Below are 25,672 nucleotides of genomic sequence, written 5' to 3'. Positions count from 1 at the left end.
TGACTGCTCGCTAATGACAACTGACAATTGCCAACAGTCAACAGTCAACATCCAACTGACTTCATTATCTATAAAGCCAGACACGCAGCAGCGAGAGCAACTGTTCCGTATCAACAGGTTTGGTAATGTAGTCAGACGCACCAGCTTCGATACATTTTTCCCGATCGCCCTTCATAGCTTTCGCAGTCAGAGCAATCATTGGCAACGAAGCAAATTGAGGCATATTACGAATTGCTTGCATAGTTTCGTAACCGTCCATCTCTGGCATCATCACGTCCATCAACACAATATTTATCTCAGGCGTATTTTGCAATTTAGCAATGCCCTCTCTGCCATTTTCAGCATACACAACTTCCATTTTATGGCGCTCCAGCATACTTGTGAGGGCGAAAATATTCCGCATATCGTCGTCAACAATCAAGACTGTTTTGCCCGCCAGCGTCGAATCTGTCTGATACAATTGCTCTAGCATTTGGCGCTTTGGTTCGGGCAGATTTGCTTGCACTCGGTGCAAAAACAAAGCTGTTTCATCTAACAGGCGCTCCGGCGATCGCACATCTTTAACAATGATTGTTTCCGCCATGCGCTTGAGTTGAGTTTCTTCGGATCTTGTCAACTCTTTGCCCGTATAAATAATAAGCGGCAGACTTTTCAAATTAGCCTCTTGCTTGATCTGCTCTATCAGTTCAAAACCAGTCATATCTGGTAGTCCCAAATCGAGTACAACGCAGTCAAAATGCCCCGATTTCAAAATTTCTAGCGCCTCTGCACCACTCCCCACAGCCGTGGTAGAAACATCGTGATTGCCGATTAAATCCACAATACCTAGACGCTGTGTTTCGTCGTCTTCCACAACTAGCAAATTCTTCACTGGTCGCTCCACAAACCCCTTAATATCAGTCAAAGCTTTGCTCAATGCTTCGCGACTGACAGGCTTTTGTAAGTAGGCGATCGCCCCTAACTGCAAACTGCGCTGCCGCCCTTCTTCAACTGATACAATGTGAACCGGAATGTGGCGCGTACTTGGGTCGTGCTTCAAGCGATCGAGCACTGTCCAGCCATCCATCACAGGCAAATTTAGATCCAGCATAATCGCAGTTGGCTTGAACTCTCGCGCCATCGCCAAACCGATATCGCTCCGCAAAGCCACCAAACCTTTAAAACCCTGTTCCTGCGCCATATCCAACAGAATCCGAGCGAAGTTTACATCATCTTCAACAATCAACAGCACGCGATCGTCACTCTCAATATTTTCTCGATCGTCAGAGATTAAAGGTGAGGGGTAAGGCGCGATCGGCAAGTGGAAATTCGGCAAAGGAAGTGCGGCAGGATTAGCAGCGGGTAATTGAGGCGTTTGCTTGCCCGTTCCCGAACCCGTTTCATTCATTATTCGGGATTCTTGGTAAGTTTGTGGCAGATAAAGGGTGAACTTACTACCCTCACCAGGGCGACTTGTCAATTTAATTTCTCCACCTAACAAATTAGCGATTTCTCTACTAATTGACAAACCCAAACCCGTGCCCCCGTATTTGCGGCTAGTGCTACCATCTGCTTGTTGGAAAGCCTCAAAAATAACCCTGTGTTTTTCAGCAGAAATCCCTATCCCGGTATCGCTAACTGAGAAAGCCAAAACAGTAGGGGAACTCCTTAAACTTTCTATCTCTAAACTCCACCCTTCCCGCACTACTTCGACACGCAATTTCACCTCACCTCGCTCTGTAAACTTAAACGCATTAGAGAGGAGATTCTTCAAAACTTGTTGCAGCCGTTTAGCATCAGTATAAAGACCTTTTGGCAACCCAGCCTCAAGATCTATTTTAAAACTCAACTTCTTATCCTGGGCGATTTGGCGGAAAGTCCGATCCAAATGATCTCGCAAGTCCGTAAACAACACTTGCTCAATTTCCACCGACATCGTGCCCGATTCAATCTTAGCGAGATCCAAGATGTCATTAATCAGCCCCAGCAAATCATTTCCCGCCGAGTAAATTGTGCGCGTGTATTCAACTTGCTTCAGAGTCAAATTGCCTTCAGTATTGTCAGAAAGCAATCGAGCCAGAATCAACAGCGAATTTAGCGGAGTTCGCAACTCGTGAGACATATTTGCCAGAAACTCCGACTTATACTTAGAAGTTAGAGCCAACTGTTCTGCTCTTTCTTCCAACAACCCCCTCGCCTGTTCGATATCTCGGTTTTTCCGCTCCACTTCCTTATTTTGCAGCGCTAGCAATTCCGCTTGTTCTTCTAGTTCTTCATTCGTTTGTTGCAACTCTTCCTGCTGACTCTTTAACAGTTCCTCGGATGCGCGGAGTGACTGCGCTTGTTGTTCGAGACGCTTGTTAGTTTCCGTTAGTTCTTTTTGCTGAGTTTGTAACTCTTCTGCCAAAGACTGTGACTGTTTCAGCAACTCTTCCGTCCGCATACTCGCCGCAATTGTATTTAAAACAATGGCGATACTTTCTGTAAGTTGGTCGAGGAATGTCAAGTGTATTTCGCTGAATCGGCGGAACGAAGCTAACTCGATTACTGCTGTCACTTGTCCCTCAAATAATACGGGTAAAACCACCACATTCAGCGGCGTAGATTCTCCCAGTCCCGAACCAATTTTAACGTAGTTTTCCGGCACTTCTGTCAACAGTATCCGTTCTTTTTCCAGGGCGCACTGTCCTACCAAACCTTCGCCTAAATGGAATCTATTTCCTAACTGTTTGCGTTCGCGGTATGCGTAGGTACTTAACAGTTTGAGGAACGGATCGTGTTCGACAGATTCCATCATAAAGAAGACGCCATGTTGAGCAGACACCAGCGGCGTCAATTCAGAGAGAATTAGTTTAGAAACAGTTTCTAAATCCCGCTGACCTTGTAGCATTCGAGTAAACTTAGCAAGGTTTGTTTTCAGCCAATCTTGCTCAGTATTTTTCTGTGTAGTCTCCCGGAGATTGGCGATCATCTGGTTAATGTTGTCCTTAACGATCGCAACTTCTCCTTCCGTGGCGACGGAAATTGACCTCGTTAAATCGCCTCTGGTAACAGCAATTGCCACTTCGGCGATCGCCCGCAACTGAGTTGTCAAATTCGCCGCCAATTCATTCACATTATCCGTCAAATCTCGCCAGGTTCCCGCCGCGCCCGGAACCTTCGCCTGGCCGCCCAATTTCCCTTCAATTCCCACTTCCCGCGCCACGGTAGTAACTTGATCGGCAAACGTCGCCAGCGTATCAATCATCTCGTTAATTGTATCTGCCAGAGTCGCAATTTCTCCCTTAGCTTCCAGCATTAATTTGCGCTTCAAATCGCCATTCGCCACCGCCGTCACAACCTTAGCAATACCCCGCACTTGCGCTGTCAAATTCCCCGCCATCGAGTTTACATTGTCGGTTAAATCTTTCCAAGTTCCCGCAACTCCTTTCACCTCAGCTTGACCGCCCAATTTACCCTCAGTTCCCACCTCCCGCGCCACCCGCGTTACCTCAGAAGCGAAGGAATTAAGCTGATCCACCATCACGTTAATAGTGTCTTTTAACTCCAGAATTTCGCCTTTAACATCGACGGTGATTTTCTTAGACAAATCGCCATTTGCCACCGCTTTCGTCACTTCCGCAATATTCCGCACCTGCGCTGTCAAATTCCCCGCCATCAAGTTAACATTATCGGTTAAATCTTTCCACGTTCCCCCTACACCCCGCACGTAAGCTTGCACACCTAATTTACCTTCCGTTCCCACTTCCCTAGCAACTCTGGTTACTTCAGATGCGAAGGAACTCAACTGATCCACCATGATGTTAATCGTGTTTTTCAGTTCGAGAATTTCGCCTTTTACATCTACTGTAATTTTTTTGGATAAATCGCCATTTGCCACCGCCGTTGTCACTTCGGCAATGTTACGCACTTGGGCTGTTAAATTCCCCGCCATCGAGTTAACTGAATCCGTTAAATCTTTCCAAGTTCCCGCAACTCCTTTAACTTCAGCTTGCACGCCTAATTTCCCTTCCGTTCCCACTTCCCTCGCAACCCTAGTTACTTCCGAAGCGAAGGAATTTAACTGATCCACCATCGTGTTGACGGTGTTTTTTAACTCCAGAATTTCACCCTTAACATCTACAGTAATTTTCTTCGACAAGTCGCCATTTGCCACAGCAGTAGTAACAGCCGCAATATTCCGTACTTGTTCGGTTAAACTACCCGCCATAAAATTAACTGAATCCGTTAAATCCTTCCAAGTTCCTGCTACGCCTCGGACATCCGCTTGACCGCCGAGTTTACCTTCGGAACCCACTTCCCTAGCAACCCTGGTTACTTCAGATGCAAAGGAATTAAGCTGATCCACCATCACGTTAATGGTATTTTTCAGTTCTAAAATTTCGCCTTTAACCTGTACCGTAATTTTTTTAGATAAGTCACCGTTAGCAACAGCAGTCGTCACCTCTGCAATGTTGCGGACTTGTGCTGTTAAATTCCCGGCCATTGAGTTAACTGAATCCGTTAAATCTTTCCAGGTTCCTGCTACTTCTTGCACTTCAGCTTGTACGCCTAATTTCCCTTCCGTTCCCACTTCCCTAGCAACCCTGGTTACTTCAGATGCGAAGGAATTTAACTGGTCTACCATCGTGTTGACGGTATTTTTGAGTTCGAGAATTTCCCCTTTAACATCTACGGTAATTTTCTTAGATAAATCGCCCTTGGCCACAGCGGTTGTCACTTCAGCGATGTTCCGCACTTGTGCTGTCAAACTGCCTGCCATGAAGTTAACGCTATCCGTTAAATCCTTCCAAGTTCCGGCAACTCCTTTAACTTCTGCTTGACCGCCGAGTTTGCCTTCGGAACCCACTTCTCTCGCCACCCGCGTTACTTCAGAAGCGAAGGAATTTAACTGATCCACCATGATGTTAATCGTGTTTTTTAACTCCAGAATTTCACCTTTAACATCTACTGTAATTTTTTTAGATAAGTCACCATTTGCCACAGCCGTCGTCACGTCGGCAATGTTCCGTACTTGTGCGGTAAGATTGCCAGCCATTGAATTAACTGAATCCGTTAAATCTTTCCAGGTTCCTGCAACTCCCCGCACTTCAGCTTGCACCCCTAATTTGCCTTCGGTTCCTACTTCTCTCGCCACCCGCGTTACTTCAGATGCGAAGGAACTCAACTGATCCACCATGATGTTAATCGTGTTTTTCAGTTCGAGAATTTCACCTTTTACATCTACTGTAATTTTTTTGGATAAATCGCCATTTGCCACCGCCGTTGTCACTTCGGCAATGTTACGCACTTGTGCTGTTAAATTCCCTGCCATCGAGTTAACTGAATCCGTTAAATCTTTCCAGGTTCCGGCAACTCCTTTAACTTCAGCTTGCACGCCTAATTTCCCTTCGGTTCCTACTTCCCTAGCCACCCGCGTTACTTCCGACGCAAAGGAACTCAACTGGTCTACCATTGTGTTAACAATTTGCGCTGTTTGGAGGAATTCTCCTTTGAGGGGTCTGTCTTCTATTTCTAAGGCGATAGTTTGCGATAAATCTCCTTTTGCTACGGCCCGAATTACTCTGGCGGTTTCAGAGGTTGGTTGCACTAAATCTGTAATTAGGGTATTGACAGAGTTTACGCTAGCTGCCCATGACCCCTCGGCGCTGCCGATGGTGGCCCGCTGGGCTATTTTGCCTTCTTTACCGACAACTGTGCCGATCCGCTCGAGTTCGGCCGCCATTCTCTCATTGAGATCGATAATGTCGTTAAGTTCGTCAGCAATTTTCCCCGCTAGACCCGTCTGGTCTATGGGCATCCGAACTGAAAAGTCCCCTTTTTTGACTGCTACTAAGGTTCTAAGTAACTGTTTGGCATAGGCATTATTGGAATTGGGGCTTGTTATCTGTGCAGTTGACATGACCGTTACCTTTGACGAGTTTGGAGGGGAAGGGGGGAATATTTTTGAGATTATTGATATTATCCGACTAAAGCAGTGTCTGATTGCTTCTGTCGAAAGATGGATGACAAATAGCTGATAAACAGCTATTTTGTTATTGGTTATTTTATACTGGTTCGCAAGCTCTTCTTGGTAACCAGTTAATTGTCGGGTGTCAGGAACAAGCCCGAAAGCCTGTTCCACCCTGTTCTACAAAGAGTGAATTTTATTGTAGGGCGGGCAGGATGCCAGCGCTACAGATTACCAACTGCGATTATTTCCAATTTTGCCACGAACTATTGAAAATAGAAGTACCCGGAAAGGCGATCGGATTGGCATTTTGTTGCAATCGCAACTGCAACACTTCTAAGTTTGGCTCGCGGGACGGCAATTCGTCCACTAATTCATAAGGTAGAATCCCCTTTTCCAAGGAAAAAGCAGCCGTAACTCCCGCCGCGGCACCTGCAGACCATTCAAAAGAATGCACTCGATAAGCAGCGGCCGCTGTGTGGCTAACAGCAATACTTTTACCCGCCACTAACATATTGTCAATTTTCTGAGGAATCATTGCCCGCAGCGGAATTTGGAAGGGATAAGCTTGCCCTTGAGCTTTGCGAGTGCCTTCCCGTTCGGTATTTCCCGGTGCTTCCGGCGGGCTGTTGGTCATGCAGGGGTGAAAGTCGATCGCATAATGACCGATACCCACAGAATCAGGATAAATCGTAGCGCGCGATCGCGATTTTGTATCCTCAACAGATTGACTTCCCACAGCCAAAGCAGGCGCATTCAAACCACCCACAGCCAACCACAAATTGCGATACTCTTCCTCGGACAAATTTTGGCGGTAAAAATCAGCCGTAAAGTCAGTGCGAGACATATCAACTTCCCACACCGTAAAACCTTGAGGCTGATTGAAACTCGGCCGCCCAATAATGCGCCTGCCCTCCCGCATATAAGGATATTTAGAAAGTCCGTGTACTGTCCCCATCGGCGAATCCAACCCGCTCAAAAAACGATTGTTTGGATTAGGCTTTTTCACTCCATCTCCTAGCTGCGAGTCAGTAGTTCCTGTTACCAGCCAGTAGAAAAATCCTTTGGCATTTTCTTCACCCTTTCGCAAAGTTTCGGTTCGCAAACCGCCCATCCATCCCCCCGGTTGCAGTTGACCGGACTCTTCCAACTGCTCGCGAGAATAAATTAAATTATCCTGGGCAGAACCGGGGCGATAGTCATTGCCCCAAGTCCAGTTTTGCATTGAAATATCCCCCGGATAAATCGGAAATTGCTTCGGGTCAGAAGGTCGCTTTTGATCCGGTCTCATGCTCCTGATTTGGCGGTAGGTGAAAACTAAGGGAAAGCTCGCCAATCTCTGCAATTCGTAGCTGTAGTAAGGAGCGTATTGTTGATAAAAAGACGGCACTTGATGCTGCTGCGGTTCCTTCGTTGCCTGCATCGCAAAGGTGTAGGTAAAACCTTGAGTGCAGTAAGCATCGCCACTTGGGCTGGGGGAGGAAGGTTCAAGAGGGGAACGCGGGTCAATTCCGAGGCGGTAGGGAACATCGGCAAGTCCGATCAATTCGCCTGTTTCAGTGGCATCTACAACGTACCAATCAGCACCTTTAGGTTGAGAATTTGACTGGTTAGGTGGTTTAGGAATAAACCGAATAATAGTTTTGTTAAATCGCGCCGAATTTTCGTAGCGATAGGCATCTTCGATAGTTTGAGAAAGAGTTTCGGTGTTGAGTGGTGGCGTGTTGGCGGCGGGTTTGTGTTGAATGGCGATCGCACTTTTAATTTGTTGGCCCCCAACCGCATTCCCCGGCACAGCAGGAGTAATTGCTAGTTCTTTAATAACCGTATTGGGAAACCATTTCAGCGTGCCTTTGCCTTTTCTAGCTGCATCCTGCAAGATGTTAAATAGAATTTTGTGACCGTCGTAGGGCATGAAACACGAATAGCTAACCCAACAGCCTCCGGGATTTAGCCGGCCGTAATGTTCCTCGATCCGTTCCCGCAATTCGAGGTAGCCGCGGGGGTAAAATAAGAGCGATCGCTGAGTCTCTCTTTCATCGAGTGCGGAAGTTCCCTGGGAGGAAATTTGACCGCCTACCCAGTCAGTAATTTCAGTAAGGCAAACTGTGCGCCCCGCCAGTAAACCTTCGTAAGCGGTAGCAGCGCCTGCGAGCCCGCCGCCTGCTACTAGAATGTCGCAAGTTTCTGCATTGTCTGGATTGCGCGGAGGTGCGGCAAATACTGGCGAAATGCTCCCAATCGCGGAAATGATGCCGAGGGTGAGGCTAAGGATCGATCGACTTTTGAGCAAAAATAGATAGTGTCTAAGTTTCATCAGAGATTGTGGAATTAATTTTGACATAGCGCGAAAAACACTCATGCCATCTAAATGTTTATTTTGCAGTATACTGGTATTTCGCGGTGTTGTCAGGGAAAACTTTTTTAGATAAGAGGCATTAATACCAGCAACAACTATTGAACAGTCGGCTCTACCTTATGCTCAAAATCGTCAAAATTTTTAGATCATTGATTCCTTTTGAGAGTTTAACAATTACCACCAGTTTAACTTTTTCGGAAGTTTTACGCAGGTTGGACGAAGTTGTTACTCCTCCCAAAGTTTTTAGAATAATTATACCCTTTGGCCCGCCACTTCCCAAACCTTATGAAGGAACAATTTCTGGCAAAACATTCAAAATTAATCGCATCATCATCGGTCGAAATTTATTGTTCCCAATTATAGAAGGAGATATACACACTCAACAGTTCGGTTGTTCCATCAAAATTAGGATGACTTTACATAAAATAGTCATAGGACTTCTGATTCTTTGGCTGTGGACAACTGGCAGTATAGGAATGTTTTCTTTATTTGCTTGGTTAGTCGAACCCTCTGTGGGAGCAATATTTTTACCAATTTTAGGAATGTTTATTTTTGGTTGGCTTTTGTGCTTGATTCCATTTAAGATAGAGGCAAAAGCAGCTATAAAATTCTTGTCTATTCTCTTAACATAAAGTAATTGATTACGACCATATTTGAGCTGTATTATTAAAAACAATCGGGCTTCATTTGCAGTAAAAAAAAACTAAACTTTCCGGGATTACCCATGCGTCAAAATCAACTCAAACAAAAAATTAAACAAGGCAAAACAGTCCTCGGTTTATTTATGAACTGCGCTTATCCCGCATTCATGGAAATATGCGGTCACGCTGGATTCGATTTCGCCGTTATCGATATGGAACACGGCCCTCTGAACCCGCTTGCTGCTGAAGATTTGTGTCGCGCCGCCGACTGCACTGGAATTGCACCGATTATTCGCGTCCGCAAAAACGACGGGCCGCAAATTCAACGAGCTCTCGATATCGGCAGTGCAGGCGTTCAAGTACCTCAAATTGAAAGTAAAATTGATGCCGAAACCGCTGTCAAAAGCGCTAAATACAGTCCTCTAGGCACGCGAGGCCTTTCCTTCGCTACGCGGGCTGGACTTTACACCGCCGCAGGTACAAATATCACCGACAAACTCAACGAAGAATCCTTGGTTGTGATTCATGTCGAAGGCAAAGCTGGCATCGACAACCTGGCAGAAATTGTTACTGTCCCAGAGGTGGACGTGATTTTTCTAGGGCCTTACGATCTGTCACAGTCGATCGGCATTCCCGGCCAAGTCCGCGACCCCCGAGTCATCGACATGATGCAGGAGGCAGTGCAAACCATCCGCAAAGCAGGCAAAGCCGCCGGTACTTTTGCTGACAACCCCGAAATCGCCCAGCAGTGGATTGATGCTGGCGTTCAGTACGTCACACTTGGCGTCGATGTTGCCGTTTTCCTGCGGGCCTGTCAGTCGCTGGTGAAAGCAGTCCATCGATTTTAGATTTTAGATTTTAGATTTTAGATTGGGGATTTTGGATTAAAAGAAGAACCAGCCCCCGGATTCATCTTGCAAGCTTTACGATATCTTTGCAATTTTTGTAGTGTCTTTTACGACACATACAAAAATCCTGCGCTACAGTAGAAGCATACACCTCTTCCAGGCAAAATTAGGGAGGGGAGCAAGGCTTCAGGGAGTAAAATCTATGAAAACCGTATTAGAATCCATTCATTTGGATTATGCCTTCATGTTTACTTTCAAAAAAGTAAACTCGATTAAGCTAGAAGGTTTCAAGGAATTTTTTGACGATATGCCTGTAGATCCGTATGTGAAAGGTAAGTATCGTTCTAGAAGATTATCGCGGTTTGCGGTCAACGGAAATGAGTTAGTTAAGTTACCTCACGGCTATTTGTATCAAAGCAAAACATACAATCCGCTAGTGGGTGATATCAGGCGGGAGTTTGCCGAATTGGACGATCGGCTAATCGCCCTCGATAATTTCAAACAGATGATTTTTGCTTTTTTCGATTCCTGCAAAATTCACCCGGAAGCTGAAATCGGCATCCATCAAATCAGGACGACTTGTTCGCCGCACAATTTTGGCAACCCCGCACCGGAAGGCATTCACCAAGACGGTACTGATTTTATCGGCATCTTCTCGGTTGACAGAACTAATATTGTCGGCGGGGAAACGCATTTGTACTTGGCTAAAAAAGAGAAGCCTGTTTTTAATAAAATTCTGCATCCGGGAGAATTGCTGTTAGTTAACGACCACGAGTTTTTCCACTTTACTACGCCGATTAAACCGGAATCTGAAGGAGTGGGAACCAGGGATGTCTTTGTGCTGACTTCTCCGAGTTTGCTTACCGATTGAGGATACAGTCTTGGGCGCATAACCTAATGATGTAGGGTGCGTACTCCGCACCTTACTTCGATTACCGATTACTGCATCCAACAGATCGCCTTTTGGTTGCGCCCCCACCCATCTCGATCGTGGTTAATGCTTGGGAAAATCGATTCCTGAAATTGATATTCCTTCCATCTTCTGCACATATCGTCCTTGAGCCGCTACACACTCGGCCATTTTTTTAGCTTGTATGGGTTGACTCCTTGGATCGGGCGAGGTGCCTCTATACTCCCATGTACCGCGAATGTCACCAGAGAATCCTTTTCCATTGTTTTTTAATACTAGCTCTGTGCCAGTTGCATCAATATAGTATTTCCCATTTTCAACAGACACGCTGCTAATTGTGATAGATTCGACTCCTTTGTAGGGATTTGCAGGGCCATCGACGATCTTGATGCAGATTCTATTGTTTTGATGTGCAATCTCTCTACGGGAGTTATTGAACATTGTTCCTTGAGCGTAGTAAGATCCTGTGGGTAGAATTGTAGATCCTTGTTGATTACTTTGAGCAGATGACAATGATGAGATTGACAGAAGGATAGAACTAACAATTAGTGTTTCTATCGCCAAAAATTTCATTTGCAACAAAACTCCATTAAAATTGTTTTTTCAGATTCTACACGATCGCAGATGCTCTATAAACTTCTCTAGAGTTCTTGCAAAAGTCAAATTCACGCCCCGCAAGTCCCCCCTTAATAAGGGGGGAAACAAGAATAATTTTGCCTCTTTCCCTGATTAAAGAGGAGGGTTGGGGTGGGGTGCTTTGTATTTTGGCAAGAGTTCTAATCATGACTCAAGTCCTGACTACAAACCTTTCGTTAGTAGTCAGGACTTTATTCGTCTTTCTGGCGTTTAGTCAATCATGACTAAAGTCCTGACTACAAACCTGCATATTTTCCTAAAAAACCAGGTTTATGCGTATAGCAACTCACAGATAACTCCTATCGAAACTTCCGTTCTGACTCTTGAATGGGAACATCATTAATGCTAGCTTCACGTCTTCGCATTAACCCATTTTCGGCAAATTCCCACTGTTCATTACCATAGGCGCGATACCAGTAGCCAGAATCATCGTGCCACTCATACTCAAAGCGAACAGAAATCCGATTGTCTGTAAAACTCCACAGTTCTTTCTTTAAACGGTAATCTAATTCCTTTGCCCATTTTCGTCTTAAAACAGCCTTGATTTCTTCCCGTCCGCTGAAGAATTCGGCACGGTTTCGCCACTGAGAATCTTCCGTATAAGCTAAGGCTACTCGTTCTGGATCGCGGGTATTCCAGGCATCTTCAGCAGCTTGAACTTTGGCTTTAGCCGTTTCCAACGTAAAAGGCGGTAGAGGTGGTTTAGTTTCCATCAGCTTTGTTTTTTGTGATTGTAAAAGATCAGGTGCGGGATGCTCGCGCTACAGAGAGAGTTTGGAAAATTTGATATCAATCCTCAGCATCGGGATCGATTCCCATTGCTCGCAGTCGATCGGCTAAATGGGCGAGTTTTCGCTCTGCTTGTTCGGCTCTTTCCCGTTCTTGTTCGGCTCTTTCCCGTTCTTGTTCGACCAGGGCCCGCTCAATTTCAACTTGTTCGGAGCCAGTTAACAGCAAATTTCCCTGGGAATCCCACCACCGCAGCCAAAGCAGTTCTTGATTTTGATAGCTTCCCTGCCACAGTCCCCATTCTACATCTAGTACAGGAATGGGATAGTGACCGCGTTCGTTTGGCTCCATCCTTCGATACCCAAAATCTATTAGGTGATAGACCTCTAAATTGCCAGTTCTCATTTCATAAATGCCGTAGTAAGGAATGCGGATAATTCTCTCGTACACCCAAAACTTACCGGGTTTAGTTGTTGTACCGTCGGCCGCCACAGAAAGCGGAGTACGTGAAGCGAAGCTATCCCGAAGGGAATCGCGCTCTTCCTCTCCATTACCGCTAGCAAATTCTAAAGCAATGAACGGAGCCATGTGTTCCCGCCAAAGTACATAAAAACGGCGAAAACCGTCAAGTGTTGCCGGTACATTCAGCACGTAAAACCAATCCGGTGCTTCTGCACCTCGTTCTGGCGGGTCAGTTTCTCGCCAGTAAATTCCGCAATCTTGCCCGATCGCATATTGTCCGTCTGGATGCAGTCGCTCTACAACCGGCCCGATCGAATCTGTCAGAATTATGCTCTGAGGATGCTCCTGAAAATTTTTCACAAATGTACCGTCTTCGTCTGGCAATTGCGTGTGGTCGGGGAATGCAGGAGGCAGACCTGTAGCAGTTATTATCTCATTCATAGTCTTTTCCGTGCAGCTATTGTTGATTGTACTGCGAAATTTTAGAGCAATCTGATTTGAAATTTTAGCTAATATTAACTAAACCCAGCTAACCACAGCGGAAGCATCAACAGCAACCCGACAGAAGTGATGGCGATGCTGCTAGCTAACAAATCGCGATCGAGCTCGTAGACTTCTGCTAAAATCAGCACGGAAAGAGCTGTGGGCGTTCCCGACATCAACACCAACACGAACCTCGGATCGCCGCTCAATCCGAAATAACTAGCACCCAATCCGATCAGCACCGGCACAATTACCACTTTTAACAGCGACGGGATTAAAGCCAGTTCAAAACTTTCCCATTTCTTAATAGACCTCAGCCGGATGCCAACCAGCAGCAAAGCACTGGCAATTACCACCCAAACAGCAGTCTGCAATCCCGATTCCACTGTTTCGGGCAGGGGGATGTTTCTAGTATAAAAACCAATTAAAAATGCCCACAGAGCAGGAACTGTCAGCACGTCCCGGATCTGAGTCCACCAGTGATTTTTTTGCTCGGAGTTCCCGAAATAGCTAGCAATAAATACACCGAAACAATAAGTTCCAATCACATTGTTAGTGACGCTGTACAAGACAGCCCAGTTGTTGTTAGCGGTGCTGATTATAGACGGGGTGATTGCTAATCCAACAAACCCCGTATTCCCTAACATCGCAGCTAGGAGAAAACTGCCTTGGCTCGATCGCTTCAAGGAATTTATATTTAACAGAAATAAATTTAATAAAGAATTTTTGCCCTGAAAATAGGGCTTTTTGATGTGGGCCGCACTCAGCCTGCGTAATAACACCCAAGTCAGCCAAGCACAACTCGTACTCAGAAATAACACGAATATGGCGATCGCCGGCGTGAATCCCACAGCACCCGAAAAATCGCTTTGACGGGCTAAAACTAGAATTTGCAGCGGTATCCCAATCCAGAAAAGAAAGTGGCTCAGCAGCTTGGGAAAATCAACTGGGATGTACCGAAACAGCAGCAGTCCCAAGCCAGTCCAGATCACCAGAGGGGTATAAGCGTGAAATAAGGTTTCAATCATAAAAATTTAACTTGACAATTTGAAATGCCTTTATCTATTAATAATAATGGTAAAATCCATTTGAAAAATGCGAATAGTCGTTAGCGAAACCCTCGAAGAGGATCGCACTTGCACGCTTTTTCGTCCTAGGGTGTTGGTAGCACTCCAGGCCCAAAAATTTTTGCCCACATTCCCGCATCTTGCAGGACACTATTTTCAGACTCGCAGTCCCAAAAGATTGCAGCTTTTTACCTTCACATTTACCAAACCTCTTGTAATTTGAAAAATGTGCGATCGAGCTATCTTGCCTTTTCCAAACAGATGTCCCACGTTTTCCTGCCGTTTCGAGCGAAGGGAAACAGGGGGAGACTAAAGCTGCTGATGACTTGCACTCATTAATTCAATTTCAAAGCATTAACAGGCACCTCATCCCAAGAACTAACAGTCCGCAAAGTAGCAACCCAGCCCTGCTGTTTTTGCTCTGCCGTCAAATTCTTCTCAAAAGATTCGTGGCAATCCTTCGCTTGGCTTTCATCGCAACAAGCAATGCAAGAATAAAGAATGCCCGACGGATCGATTTGCTCGTTTACCCAAATAATCACGATCTACTCTCTCAATCAAAATCTACTGTTACTTAAATTTTCCTATATTTTTGCCACTTAAGTAGGTCGGTATTAATTAACCGGAGTGCGGCCTTTTAGCTTAACAGGCAAGATGCCTGTTCCACACACAGGCAAGATGCCTGTTCCACAACAGATGAATTTTTTGTGGGGTGGGCTTCTAGCCGGCCCTGAATTACGCCAGATGCCTGTTCCACACACAGGCAAGATGCCTGTTCCACAACAGATGAATTTTTTGTGGGCCGGGCTTCTAGCCGATCCTGAATTACTTCGATGCCAAAGTTGCCAAAGACTCGCCGGCAACCCGGCAAATCCGCCAGTCGGGCATCACATCAGCACCGATACCCTTGTAAAATCCGATCGCCAATTCATTCCAATCCAAAACACTCCATTCCAAACGCCCGCAGCCCCTTTCAACCGTCAACTGCGCTAAATAAACTATCAAAGACTTGCCAATTCCCCGCCCTCGAAACTCAGGGATCACAAACAAATCTTCCAAATAAATTCCCGGCTGAGTCAAAAAAGTAGAATAATTGTAAAAAAACAGCGCCCAGCCCACAACTCGATTTTCGCACTCGGCTAAAATCGCTTCAGCAAAAGGTCGATCGCCAAACAAATGATTCTCCAAATCAACCGCATTGCCAGTCACGGCATGAGATAATTTTTCGTACTCAGCTAAAGCTTTAATCAAATCAAACAGCACCGGCACGTCGGCGCGGGTAGCGGGGCGCAAAATTACCTCAGAAGACATAAATAAGTAAGTAGTACGCGACAATCAAGAATTAAAAATACCACATCAAGACATTTTTAATTTGTAATTTTCAATTAAGTTTTTCCACCTTGAACCAGCATATTTACGGTGGCCTCGGAGTGCCACCCCACAATAATTTTAAAATTTTTCAAAATGCCAACTCAATGTTTTTTAGTTTATTTCAACCAGCCCTTCAATCGTTCCGTCACTTGAGGGCGGCGCAGCTTTCGCATTGCCTTATTTTGAATTTGACGGACTCGTTCGCGGGACAAATTGAACAAACTGCTGACCTCTTCTAAAGTGTAAGGTTCACCGGTCAGCAAACCGTAACGCATAGCAACAATCTCTTTTTCCCGCTCCGTCAAAATACTGTCCAACACCTCCAAAATATCTTGGCGCATCATCATCTCATTCATCTGAGCTTCGGGAGATTGCGTCGCGTTATCTTCGAGAACATCCAAAAGTTCCGAACTTTCTTCTGAGCCGATGCGGTGGTTGAGAGACAAAGATTGCCGGCGTACTTGCTGGAGGTAGCGAAGCTGTTCGCAAGTAACTTGCATTTCTCTAGCAAGTTCAGTTTCAGTTGGATTGCGTTGAAGAGAACGCCTCAAATCTCGATAAACTTTTTTGAGTTTATTTAACTGTTCGACAATGTGAACAGGCAAGCGAATCGTCCGCCCTTGATTGGCAATTGTCCGGGTAATTCCTTGGCGAATCCACCAATAGGCATAAGTAGAAAACTTGTAACCCTTCTCCGGATCGAACTTTTCAGCGGCGCGATTCAAACCCAAAGCTCCTTCTTGAATTAAATCGAGAAAAGGCACGCCCCGATTAAGATAGCGTTTGGCAATCGAAACCACCAAGCGCAAATTCGAGCTGATCATTTTCCGTTTCGCCGACTGACACTGGTGGCGAAGCTGTTGCAGTTGAGTTTCGCTTATCCCCAAAGCCGCTGCGAGTTCAGCTTTTGTCGGCACTCTGTCCAATTCGTGCTGCAAACGCTGTTCTAGTTCATCTAGGGCTACCAATTCTTGAACGCGGCGCGCCAACTCCACCTCTTCGGTGGCAGTCAGTAGAGGATAGCGAGCCATTTCCTTGAACAAAGCTCCCACTGGATCGTCGGCAGACCAGTTGTTGTATGCTGACGACCGAGTTACCGTCGGACGATCGATCTCGGTGTCTTCATCTTGTGCGATCGCGAATGAGGCGTCGGGTGCCACCGCAAAACTGCCTAGGTCAGATTCTGCCATATCGTGCTTGGTGTCGGTGGAATGATTTGAAAAGTATCCCTTAACTTTAACCAATTTAACCGGAAATTTCCGAAATCCATCTAGAAGCTCGTGACATAAATTAGATGGCCCCAATTTTATACCTTTCTATTGAGTTCGAGCCAGTAAAGGAGCTGCCTGCAATAATTGCTGAGTATAAGGGTGCTGCGGATTAGTAAAAATATCCCTAGTCTTACCGATTTCAACAATTTTTCCCGCATTCATTACCGCAATACGATCGCAAAAAAATCTCGCCACCCACAAATCGTGCGTAATGAACAGATAAGTCAAATTAAATTCCTTCTTCAACTCCAACATCAGTTCTAATACTTGAGTCTGCACGCTGGCATCCAGCATACTCACGGGTTCGTCGCAAATTATCAGTTGCGGGCGAGTAATTAAAGCGCGCGCGATCGAAACTCGCTGCTGTTGTCCTCCTGACAATTCCCCCGGATAGCGGCGAAAGAAATCCTCCCCCGGAGTTAAACCCACCCGCTCTAACATTTGGATTACTTGTTTTTTAGCTTCGCTACCATTAGCTAATTTGTGAATAAATAAAGGGTCAGCAATACTTTGCCCGACAGTCATCATCGGATTGAGGCAAGCGTGGGGGTCTTGAAAGATCATTTGCATTTCGCGGCGGTGCTTCCTCACAGCATCGCGGTTCAGGGCAGTTATATCTATTCCTTGAAATTCAACTTTGCCGCCAGTCGCAGTAATTAGCTGCAAAATCGTGCGTGACAAGGTACTTTTGCCGCAGCCGGACTCCCCCACCAGCCCTAGGATTTCTCCCCGTTGTAGCTCTAAACTAACGCCGTCTACGGCTTTAATTACCTGGCGATTCCTGGAAAACAACTGATCTAATAAATTGCTTTCTAAACTGTAGTGTTGCTGCAAATCCGTTACGGTCAAAAGAGGCGAATTTGTTGAGTTTGCAGTAACGGCTTCAGTCCTGATTTCCTCGAATGCTAACCCTTTGTCGGAATCGGCTTGAATGTGCAAAGCTGCTTTGAGGAGCGATCGAGTATATTCGTGCTGCGGCTTTTCAAACACGTTTTGCACCGGCCCTGTTTCTACGACTTTACCGCCGTACATCACCGCAATGCGATCGCAATACTCAGCCACCATCGCCAAATCGTGAGAAATCAACAAAATAGCCGTTCCCCGTTCCTCACAAAGTCTGGTTAATTCCTGCAAAATCTGAGCAGCTACAGTTACGTCCAAACTTGTAGTCGGTTCGTCCGCCACAATTAATTTGGGATCGAGCAAAAGAGCCAAAGCAATTGCTACTCTTTGCCGCATTCCGCCGCTAAATTCGTGGGGAAATTGCGACCAGCGAGACGCGGGAATTTTCACAGCTTCCAGAGTTTCGATCGCCCGTTTCTTAGCTTGCTTGCGATCCAAATTCGGTCTGTGAGCTTGCAAAGTCTCGATGCAATGTTCTCCTACAGTCATCAAAGGATCGAGACGAGTCATCGGATCTTGAAAAATCAATGCTACAGCTTCGCCCCGAAACCGTCTCAGCCGCGAAGCATTCATATCAAACACTGACTCTCCAGCAAAACTAACTCGCCCCTCAATCAGCGTTGAATCCGGCAGCAACCGCATCGCCGCCCTTCCCAAAGTTGACTTACCGCACCCAGACTCCCCAACTAATCCGAGCTTTTCCCCCGGTTTCAGCGTCAGGGAAACCCCGTCAACGGCCCAACCGGATTGGCCCCGCCGCTGAGGATAAGCTACTCGCAGATTGTCAACGGAAAATAGAGAAGAGTCATTAGTCATTAGTCATTAGTCCTTAGTTATTAGTTATTAGTTATTAGTTATTGGTTATTTGTTATTTGTTATTTGTTATATAATCCTCGGTTGTCAGTTGTCACTTATTAATCATTGTGAGTAGTCATTGTTAGTTATTAGTCACTATTTATTGGCAAGAGACTGAAAGTCTGTTAGTCAATGAAAGAATAATTAGCTGCAAACCGAGTTTTCTTGGTGCATAAGCCGCTCCCCCGATTAATAACTAATAACTAATAACTAATGACTAATAACTAATGACTAATGACTAATGACTAAATTTCCCTTCGCTTCAACTCAGCTCTCCGCAGTATGTAAGTAGCGGCACAATCTGCGTGAGGATGGTCTGCTAAAACTTCCGCGAGTTCCAACACATATCCGGCGATATCCGGCCCCAGCTTTTCAGTCAGCACTTGACGTTCCCGAGAGGCGAGTTCTTGCACGCGGGCCTTAGCTTGCCAATTCGGAGAAAACATCTTGTCAATCTCGGTGTGGAATCCCAGACTTTCGAGAATGTCCCACTCGCCGTTATCGCACCAAATGCCCCCGCACAACATACAGCGCTCTATGTAAAAGGGCACTCTGCTGAAAGGAACTTTCGCCCGCGACAGATAGTGACCGTCTTCGGGACACAGCGCTGCTTTGCTGTCGTAGACAGACGGGGTGAATTCTATGCCGAGAGTCCCTGTCGCATCAGGCTTCTCGGATTTGTTGTACCACTGGCTCTGCTCTTTTTGCCAAGCTTCGTATTCTCTGCCTGGAATCCAGATACCGTAACAGTTGGGACACCACTGCACCGACATACGGCCGGCTAAGGTACCGCCTTCTAAATTGGGATGTTTACATTTTGGACATTCCACCGCTTTATTTCTCCTTGCCTTATTAATTCCCTGTTAATTCAATTATTAATTCTGTATCTGGGCGGGCCCTGAAGAACCAGAATTTTTTTGCAGCAGCGCGCCACAGTAGCCAATTAGCGTGTTAAGCCGCGCGATCGCCGCAGTTTGCCTCGCCTTTGCTGTCGCTGGCTGGCGCGACGCTTGCAAAAACGTGACATCTGTCCCCAATAACCGCAGTTGCTTGTGAATTTCCGTCAAATAGGACTGCTCTGGGGGTGTTTCTGAGGCGTCTAACTCATCGCTTTCGGCTCTCATAATTTGGTTTCCGAAAAATTGTTGCACTTTTGTGTATTCGATCGCCAGCGCGGCCCGATCCAGATTATCCTGTGCAGCAGTTCTTTGTAGTTGTTCTAGTGCTTGCTGTAATTTTTGGTAGCACTGGCGGCGGTCTTCGGACAATATCATGATTTTGTAAAGAAATTTGTATTTATAATCAAAGTAGATACTTACTTAAGTTTGCTCATCTGGAGGGAAGCCGTGCGTTTTTGGAGCAATTCCCTGTTTTGTGAGAACTTTTTTCGATTTTCTGCCCTAACTCTACCCTTCTGGCTGCTGCTTTCTGTTGAGCGTTGCCGGTAAATGCCGAGCCCCCGCTACCTCAACTGCTACCGCCAAAATATGCTTATTTTACCGGATCGACAGACTGCGGCGGCAGTGGTGTCACTATATTTTCCTACCTGCGAGGGGGGGCGACTCGGAAGTAGATAGGTATAGTTAACAGAAAAATCGACTATTTTTTTGAATTGCAAATTGTGGCATTCAATTAGTTTAGTATAGCTAAACACATAATTTCCGCAATTCAACCGGAAACCGGCTTTTAACCATTTGTATTTCTAAGTTTTAAAGGTGTACCCCATGAACGCGAACACTCTGACTCCCTCTCCTTCGATCGATCCTGCTGTAGTTCCCGATTGGCTGCAAGAATGCCTGAATAGTCGATCGCAGCCTGATGGGGGCCCTAACCCGAATTGTTCGGCTGACGACAGCTTAATTTGTCGGGCCTTTGAATTTGCCCGCGACTTGCACGAAGGACAATACCGCAAATCGGGAGAACCTTACATTTGCCATCCGGTAGCTGTCGCTGGAATACTCAGGTATATGGGCGGCAACAACGTCATGATTGCCGCCGGCTTCCTCCACGACATTGTTGAAGATACAGATATTACTCTCGAAGAAATAGAACAGCGGTTCGGCGCGGAAGTGCGACAGTTGGTTGAAGGTGTCACCAAGCTTTCTAAGTTTAATTTTTCCAGCAAAACAGAGCGCCTTGCGGAAAATTTCCGCCGAATGTTCCTAGCAATGGCTAAAGATATTCGCGTCATTGTGGTCAAACTCGCAGATCGGCTGCACAACATGAGAACTTTGGAGCATTTGTCCGAAGAAAAGCAGCGCAGTATTGCCTTAGAAACCCGAGATATTTTTGCTCCCCTGGCGAACCGTTTGGGTATCGGCCGCTTTAAGTGGGAATTGGAAGATTTAGCGTTTAAATACCTGGAACCCGAAGCTTACCGCGAAATTCAGGAATTGGTGGCCGAGAAGCGGGCCGATCGAGAAACTCAACTCGCAGAAGTCACAGATTGTTTGCGAGAAAGGCTTGACAATTTAGGCATTAAATGCTATGAAGTTAGCGGCCGTCCTAAACATTTGTACGGGATTTACTCGAAGATGCAGCGCCGCCAAAAAGGGTTTAAGCAAGTGTACGATATTGCGGCGGTGCGGATCATAGTAGAAACCAATGATGACTGTTATCGGGCTTTGGCGATCGTCCACGATTCTTTCCGCCCGATTCCCGGCCGCTTTAAAGATTATATCGGTTTACCAAAAGCCAACCGCTACCAATCTTTGCACACCGGAGTAATCGGAACCAGCGGCCGCCCCATCGAAGTGCAAATCCGCACCGTAGCAATGCACCACATTGCAGAATACGGCATTGCTGCCCACTGGAAATACAAAGAAACTGGCGGTTCTAACACAACAGTTACCGGCGACGACGAGAAATTTACTTGGCTGCGACAACTCCTCGAATGGCAAAGCGACCTCAAAGACGATCGCGAATATTTACAAAGTATTAAGGACAACTTATTCGACGAAGATATTTACGTTTTTACTCCTAACGGAGACGTGATTGCTCTCAATAGCGGATCGACTCCCGTAGATTTTGCTTACCGCATTCACACAGAAATTGGCAATCACTGCACCGGTGCGAGAGTCAACGGGCGAATGGTAACACTAGATAAGGTTTTAAAGAACGGCGATATTGTAGAAATCTTGACCCAAAAAAATGGTCATCCGAGTTCCGACTGGTTGAATTTTGTCAAGACAAACGGAGCTAAAAACCGAATTCGCCAGTGGTTGAAGCGATCGCACCGAGATGAAAATCTCGCTCGCGGCCGGGAATTGCTGGAAAAAGAATTAGGTAAAAATGGCTTGGAATCTTTGCTAAAATCTGAGCCCATGCAATCGGTGGCTCAGCGCTGCAACTACCACAGCGTCGAAGATTTAATCGCCGGTTTGGGCTACGGCGAAGTCACCCTAAATCTCGTAGTAAATCGACTGCGAGATTTAGTAAAAGTGCAGCAAAAAATTGAAGCTGCTCCCGCAGGAGGGCAGGAAGTGCCCCAGCTAATACCTGCATCGACGACACCGAAACCATTACCGAGTTCGTCTCCGAGCAAATCGCCGATCGCAGGTGTAGAGGGATTGCTCTACCATTTATCCGGCTGTTGCTGTCCGATTCCTGGGGAAGCAATTATTGGAGTTGTGACTCGCACTCGCGGAATTTCGATTCACCGGCAAGGATGTTCAAATGTTGAGAGCGTACCTGGGGATCGGTTGGTTCCTGTGAGTTGGAATTCCAGCAACCGCAATGAATCTCGACCCAACACTTATCCGGTTAACATTCAAATTGAAGCCCTCGATCGAGTGGGAGTTCTCAATGATGTTTTATCGCATTTGAAGGACAACCAAGTAAACGTCCGCAGCGCTCAAGTCAAAACATATCCAGGATTGCCCGCATTAATTGACTTGTGCATGGATATCCAGGATAAACAACAGTTCGAGCGCACTTGTATGCAAATTAAAAAGATGAGCGATATTTTGAATTTGCGCCGGCTCAGTGAAGGGACTTAAGAGGAAAGCCTAAGTGTATTGTAGGGTGCGCGCCGCGCACCTTATCCCACGTTCCTAATTGTTGAATCTAAAATCTTAATTTGCAGCTTGGCAAATTAACTTGACGTGGGAATATACTAACATTGAAACCCTTTATTTTGGCGGACTTACTGGCTTTGACTCGCCCAGCTTTTGCTGCAAAAAGTCCTGGGCTACTTCTCCAGCTTCTTGCTGTTTCTTATCAACTTGATAATTGAGCCGTCGCATATCCTCCTCGGAGATTTTGCCGCCCAGTTCTGCGAGGACTGGACGCAATTCCGGGTATTTTTCCAAAATTTGCGATCGCACAACCGGAACTGCTTCGTAGGGCGGGAAATAGTTCTTGTCATCCTTGAGAACTACTAAACCTAAACTTTGAATCAAACCGTCCGTCGTATTACCAGCAATCACATCTACTTCTTTTTGTTGCAGCGCTTGATAAAGCAATCCTAACAGCAACTCCTTCGGTTCTTCTCGAAACTTAATCCCGTAAGTTTTAGCTAATCCGGGAAATCCATCTTCTCTCTCCTTAAATTCTGGGCCGAAACCAGCCCGGAGGTTAGGTGAAGCTTTCCCAAGTTGCGAAAGAGTTTGTAAATTGAGTTTTTTGGCATCGTCTCCCCGGACAATAATCGCAAAACTGTTATTAAATCCCAGCGGTTCCGTCCACTCAGCTTTAAACTGTTTGGGATATTCTTGCTTGAGGTAATCGAGGACTTTTTTGGGGTCAGAAATCGGTTTCTGTTTGAGCAGGTTGGCGTAAGCAGTACCTGTGTATTCGACGTACAAATCGATTTTACCTGCTGTTAGGGATTGATGGCAAAGCGAACCTCCGAGATTCAGTTCTCGTTCTACTTTGATATCTGTTTTAGCTTCGATATGGCGTGCTAAAATTTCTGCGAGGATGACTTGTTCGGTAAAATCTTTCGAGCAGATGACAACTTGCTTTTGGGGTTTAGAGGTACATCCTGCTACTGCAAGCAAGCAAAGCAGCCAGCAGGAATAGAAAAAAAAATCGTTCTTAGAGATTTTCATGACTTAACTCACATTAAAAATCTACACTTAATACCTTATACGTTATAACATAAAGCCCAGATCGCAGACTTCTTCAATAAGTCTGCACTTTAACACCGATCGCAATTTACCCAAGTTCCGTTTTCCTGTTGTAACATTTATTGATAGACATGGAGCAATAAATATGGTAATCAGAGTCAGCGATATTATCCACCAGCAGCGACAATTTTTTGCGACTGGGAAAACTAAGGATGTGGATTTTCGGATCGAACAACTCAAGAATCTCAAAAGTGCGATCGCTTCCTATCAATCACGGATTGTGGATGCTGTCAAGGCTGATTTGAACAGGCCGGAGTACGAGGCTTATTTTGAAATTGCTGCGATAGCAGAAGTTAATTATGCCATCAAAAATGTCAAATCGTGGGCCAAGCCGAAAAAAGTGCCTACTTCGATCGATCAATTCCCAGCATCGGCCCGCATTTACCCAGAACCTTTGGGGGTAGTTTTAATCATCGGGCCTTGGAATTACCCATTTCAGCTAATGATATCACCTTTGGTCGGGGCGATCGCCGCCGGCAACTGCGCCATCCTCAAACCTTCTGAAATCGCCTCGCACACGTCGGAAGTTGTCGCCGATATGATTACCAAAACCTTCGATCCCGCCTACGTAGCAGCCGTCGAAGGAGGAGTCGAAATCAGCCAACAATTATTAGCGGAAAAATTCGACCACATCTTCTTTACAGGCGGCACAAAAATCGGTAAAATAGTCATGGAAGCTGCTGCTAAACACCTGACACCTGTCACATTAGAATTGGGTGGCAAAAGTCCTTGCATTGTAGACTCAGATATTCAAGTTGAATACACTGCTAAACGCATTGCCTGGGGCAAATTCATCAATGCCGGTCAAACTTGTGTCGCTCCAGATTACCTGTTAGTTGATAAAAAAGTTAAACCAGATTTGATTGAGGCAATTAAAACAGCAATTCACGGATTTTACGGCGACGACCCGCAAAAAAGTCCCGACTATTCCCGAATAATAAATCAGCAGCAATTGGAACGTTTGAGTGCGTTTATTAAAGATGGAGAAATTGTCGTCGGCGGGAAAGTTACGCCGGAAGATAGATATATTGCACCGACGGTTATAGATAATATTTCCTGGGATTCGCCGGTGATGCAGGATGAGATTTTCGGACCGATTTTGCCAGTTTTGGAGTATGAAAATTTTGGGGAGGCGATCGCCAAAATCAACGCCCGTCCTAAACCATTAGCTTTGTATTTGTTCTCGAAGGATAAAGAAAAACAAGAGCGAGTTTTGCGGGAAACTTCTTCTGGGGGAGTTTCCATAAATGATACTGTCATGCAATTCGGGGTGACAGCTTTGCCGTTTGGAGGAGTTGGTGAAAGCGGGATAGGGAGTTATCACGGCAAAGCGAGTTTTAATACTTTTTCTCATTACAAAAGCGTGCTGCAAAAGTCATTTTGGCTTGACTTGAAATGGCGTTATGCTCCTTATAAGGGTAAGTTGGATTTGATTAAAAAGGCGATCGGTTGAGCGATCGCACTTGCAGGGGCGGGTTCACCAACATTTACAATATCAGCAAGATAGCCAAATCAACCCGCCCCTTCCTGATATTATCGGTCAAGCGATTGCACCGAGAACGATTATTTCCATAAAATTTAAATGATTGCTCATCTGTTTTTTGAACGATTTCCATCACAATCTCTACGTCACTCCTAAAAAACCGTTGCCGTCCAAAATAATCCACATTAGAAATGTTTATAATATCTTTTAGCATCCGATCGCTAACAAGCAATTTATGGAACCTTTAGCAAAAGAACGCTGTGCCGCCTGCCGCCCAAACTCTCCCCGCCTCACAGCTTACGAAATTGTCCAGCTAAAACCTCAAATTCCCGACTGGAATTTAATCGAAAAAAATGGCATTCCCCAAATAGAACGCACCTACGAATTCCCGGATTTCAAAAGTGCGATCGCCTTTACAAACAGCGTCGGCGAAGCAGCAGAAACCGAAGGACATCACCCCGCACTGTTAACCGAGTGGGGAAAAGTTACCGTTACTTGGTGGACTCACGCGATTTCTGGACTGCACCGCAATGACTTTATTATGGCCGCGAAAACCGATGCGATCGCCAATCAATTCTCAAAATAAAATCAGACTT

General features: G+C 45.8%; 19 protein-coding genes. 6 read left to right on the top strand and 13 right to left on the bottom strand.

The genetic code is table 11. The annotated features are described in order from the left end of the window. Nucleotides 1-64: 64 nt before the first annotated feature. Nucleotides 65-5,881, bottom strand: coding sequence for a HAMP domain-containing protein (locus QUA33_RS01935; RefSeq protein WP_333146046.1), 5,817 nt, complete (start codon nt 5,879-5,881; stop codon nt 65-67). A 292-nt stretch (nt 5,882-6,173) separates the two neighbouring features. Further along, nucleotides 6,174-8,246 carry an FAD-dependent oxidoreductase gene (locus tag QUA33_RS01930; RefSeq protein ID WP_333146044.1) on the bottom strand — a complete coding sequence of 691 codons (2,073 nt, stop codon included), beginning with the start codon at nt 8,244-8,246 and terminating at the stop codon, nt 6,174-6,176. 254 nt (nt 8,247-8,500) lie between these two features. On the opposite strand from QUA33_RS01930, the gene QUA33_RS01925 reads away from it, so the two are divergent. The 3 genes from QUA33_RS01925 to QUA33_RS01915 all read left to right on the top strand — a co-directional run bounded on the left by QUA33_RS01925 (nt 8,501) and on the right by QUA33_RS01915 (nt 10,648). Then, nucleotides 8,501-8,920 (top strand): hypothetical protein, encoded by a 420-nt coding sequence (locus tag QUA33_RS01925; protein WP_333146042.1) that lies wholly within the window; start codon nt 8,501-8,503, stop codon nt 8,918-8,920. A gap of 92 nt (nt 8,921-9,012) precedes the next feature. After that, on the top strand, nt 9,013-9,777 hold the full coding sequence (locus QUA33_RS01920; RefSeq protein WP_333146040.1) for an aldolase/citrate lyase family protein: 765 nt from the start codon (nt 9,013-9,015) through the stop codon (nt 9,775-9,777). A gap of 202 nt (nt 9,778-9,979) precedes the next feature. Beyond that, entirely contained in the window at nt 9,980-10,648 is a 669-nt protein-coding gene (locus QUA33_RS01915; protein WP_333146038.1) for a 2OG-Fe dioxygenase family protein, read from the top strand. Between the two features lie 123 nt (nt 10,649-10,771). Here QUA33_RS01915 and QUA33_RS01910 read toward each other — a convergent pair whose 3' ends face one another. The 10 genes from QUA33_RS01910 to patD all read right to left on the bottom strand — a co-directional run bounded on the left by QUA33_RS01910 (nt 10,772) and on the right by patD (nt 19,738). Continuing rightward, nucleotides 10,772-11,260 carry a hypothetical protein gene (locus QUA33_RS01910; protein WP_333146036.1) on the bottom strand — a complete coding sequence of 163 codons (489 nt, stop codon included), beginning with the start codon at nt 11,258-11,260 and terminating at the stop codon, nt 10,772-10,774. 362 nt (nt 11,261-11,622) lie between these two features. Next, nucleotides 11,623-12,036 carry a nuclear transport factor 2 family protein gene (locus tag QUA33_RS01905; protein ID WP_333146034.1) on the bottom strand — a complete coding sequence of 138 codons (414 nt, stop codon included), beginning with the start codon at nt 12,034-12,036 and terminating at the stop codon, nt 11,623-11,625. Nucleotides 12,037-12,112: 76 nt separating this feature from the next. Then, nucleotides 12,113-12,955, bottom strand: a complete 843-nt coding sequence (locus tag QUA33_RS01900; protein ID WP_333146032.1) for a Uma2 family endonuclease — start codon at nt 12,953-12,955, stop codon at nt 12,113-12,115. 74 nt (nt 12,956-13,029) lie between these two features. Beyond that, complete coding sequence (locus QUA33_RS01895) at nt 13,030-14,025, bottom strand: AEC family transporter (protein ID WP_333146030.1); 996 nt, start codon at nt 14,023-14,025, stop codon at nt 13,030-13,032. Between the two features lie 374 nt (nt 14,026-14,399). Continuing rightward, nucleotides 14,400-14,606, bottom strand: a complete 207-nt coding sequence (locus QUA33_RS01890) for a glycogen debranching protein (RefSeq protein WP_333075545.1) — start codon at nt 14,604-14,606, stop codon at nt 14,400-14,402. Nucleotides 14,607-14,889: 283 nt separating this feature from the next. Further along, nucleotides 14,890-15,375 (bottom strand): GNAT family N-acetyltransferase, encoded by a 486-nt coding sequence (locus QUA33_RS01885; protein WP_333068810.1) that lies wholly within the window; start codon nt 15,373-15,375, stop codon nt 14,890-14,892. Between the two features lie 176 nt (nt 15,376-15,551). Then, entirely contained in the window at nt 15,552-16,625 is a 1,074-nt protein-coding gene (locus QUA33_RS01880) for an RNA polymerase sigma factor, RpoD/SigA family (RefSeq protein ID WP_333146029.1), read from the bottom strand. A 126-nt stretch (nt 16,626-16,751) separates the two neighbouring features. After that, nucleotides 16,752-18,425 (bottom strand): ABC transporter ATP-binding protein, encoded by a 1,674-nt coding sequence (locus QUA33_RS01875; RefSeq protein WP_333146027.1) that lies wholly within the window; start codon nt 18,423-18,425, stop codon nt 16,752-16,754. A gap of 284 nt (nt 18,426-18,709) precedes the next feature. Further along, nucleotides 18,710-19,294, bottom strand: a complete 585-nt coding sequence (locus tag QUA33_RS01870) for a zf-TFIIB domain-containing protein (RefSeq protein WP_333097139.1) — start codon at nt 19,292-19,294, stop codon at nt 18,710-18,712. Between the two features lie 45 nt (nt 19,295-19,339). Beyond that, entirely contained in the window at nt 19,340-19,738 is a 399-nt protein-coding gene (gene patD, locus QUA33_RS01865) for a heterocyst frequency control protein PatD (RefSeq protein ID WP_333068814.1), read from the bottom strand. Nucleotides 19,739-20,188: 450 nt separating this feature from the next. Here patD and QUA33_RS01860 point away from each other — a divergent pair, with 450 nt between their 5' ends. Continuing rightward, complete coding sequence (locus QUA33_RS01860) at nt 20,189-22,462, top strand: bifunctional (p)ppGpp synthetase/guanosine-3',5'-bis(diphosphate) 3'-pyrophosphohydrolase (RefSeq protein WP_333146025.1); 2,274 nt, start codon at nt 20,189-20,191, stop codon at nt 22,460-22,462. 132 nt (nt 22,463-22,594) lie between these two features. On the opposite strand, the gene QUA33_RS01855 is transcribed toward QUA33_RS01860, so the two are convergent. Then, the gene (locus QUA33_RS01855; RefSeq protein ID WP_333146023.1) at nt 22,595-23,515 is read right to left on the bottom strand and encodes a glycine betaine ABC transporter substrate-binding protein; all 921 of its coding nucleotides are present in this window, start codon (nt 23,513-23,515) and stop codon (nt 22,595-22,597) included. A 163-nt stretch (nt 23,516-23,678) separates the two neighbouring features. Between QUA33_RS01855 and QUA33_RS01850 the strand changes: the two genes are divergently transcribed. Together QUA33_RS01850 and QUA33_RS01845 are read left to right on the top strand one after the other, a co-directional pair. Then, entirely contained in the window at nt 23,679-25,046 is a 1,368-nt protein-coding gene (locus QUA33_RS01850; protein WP_333146021.1) for an aldehyde dehydrogenase, read from the top strand. A 265-nt stretch (nt 25,047-25,311) separates the two neighbouring features. Then, on the top strand, nt 25,312-25,662 hold the full coding sequence (locus tag QUA33_RS01845; protein WP_333146019.1) for a 4a-hydroxytetrahydrobiopterin dehydratase: 351 nt from the start codon (nt 25,312-25,314) through the stop codon (nt 25,660-25,662). Nucleotides 25,663-25,672 lie beyond the last annotated feature (10 nt).

Source organism: Microcoleus sp. Pol14D4 (assembly GCF_036701245.1).
GTDB lineage: Bacteria > Cyanobacteriota > Cyanobacteriia > Cyanobacteriales > Microcoleaceae > Microcoleus.
This window is presented reverse-complemented; position numbering and strand designations above follow the sequence as displayed.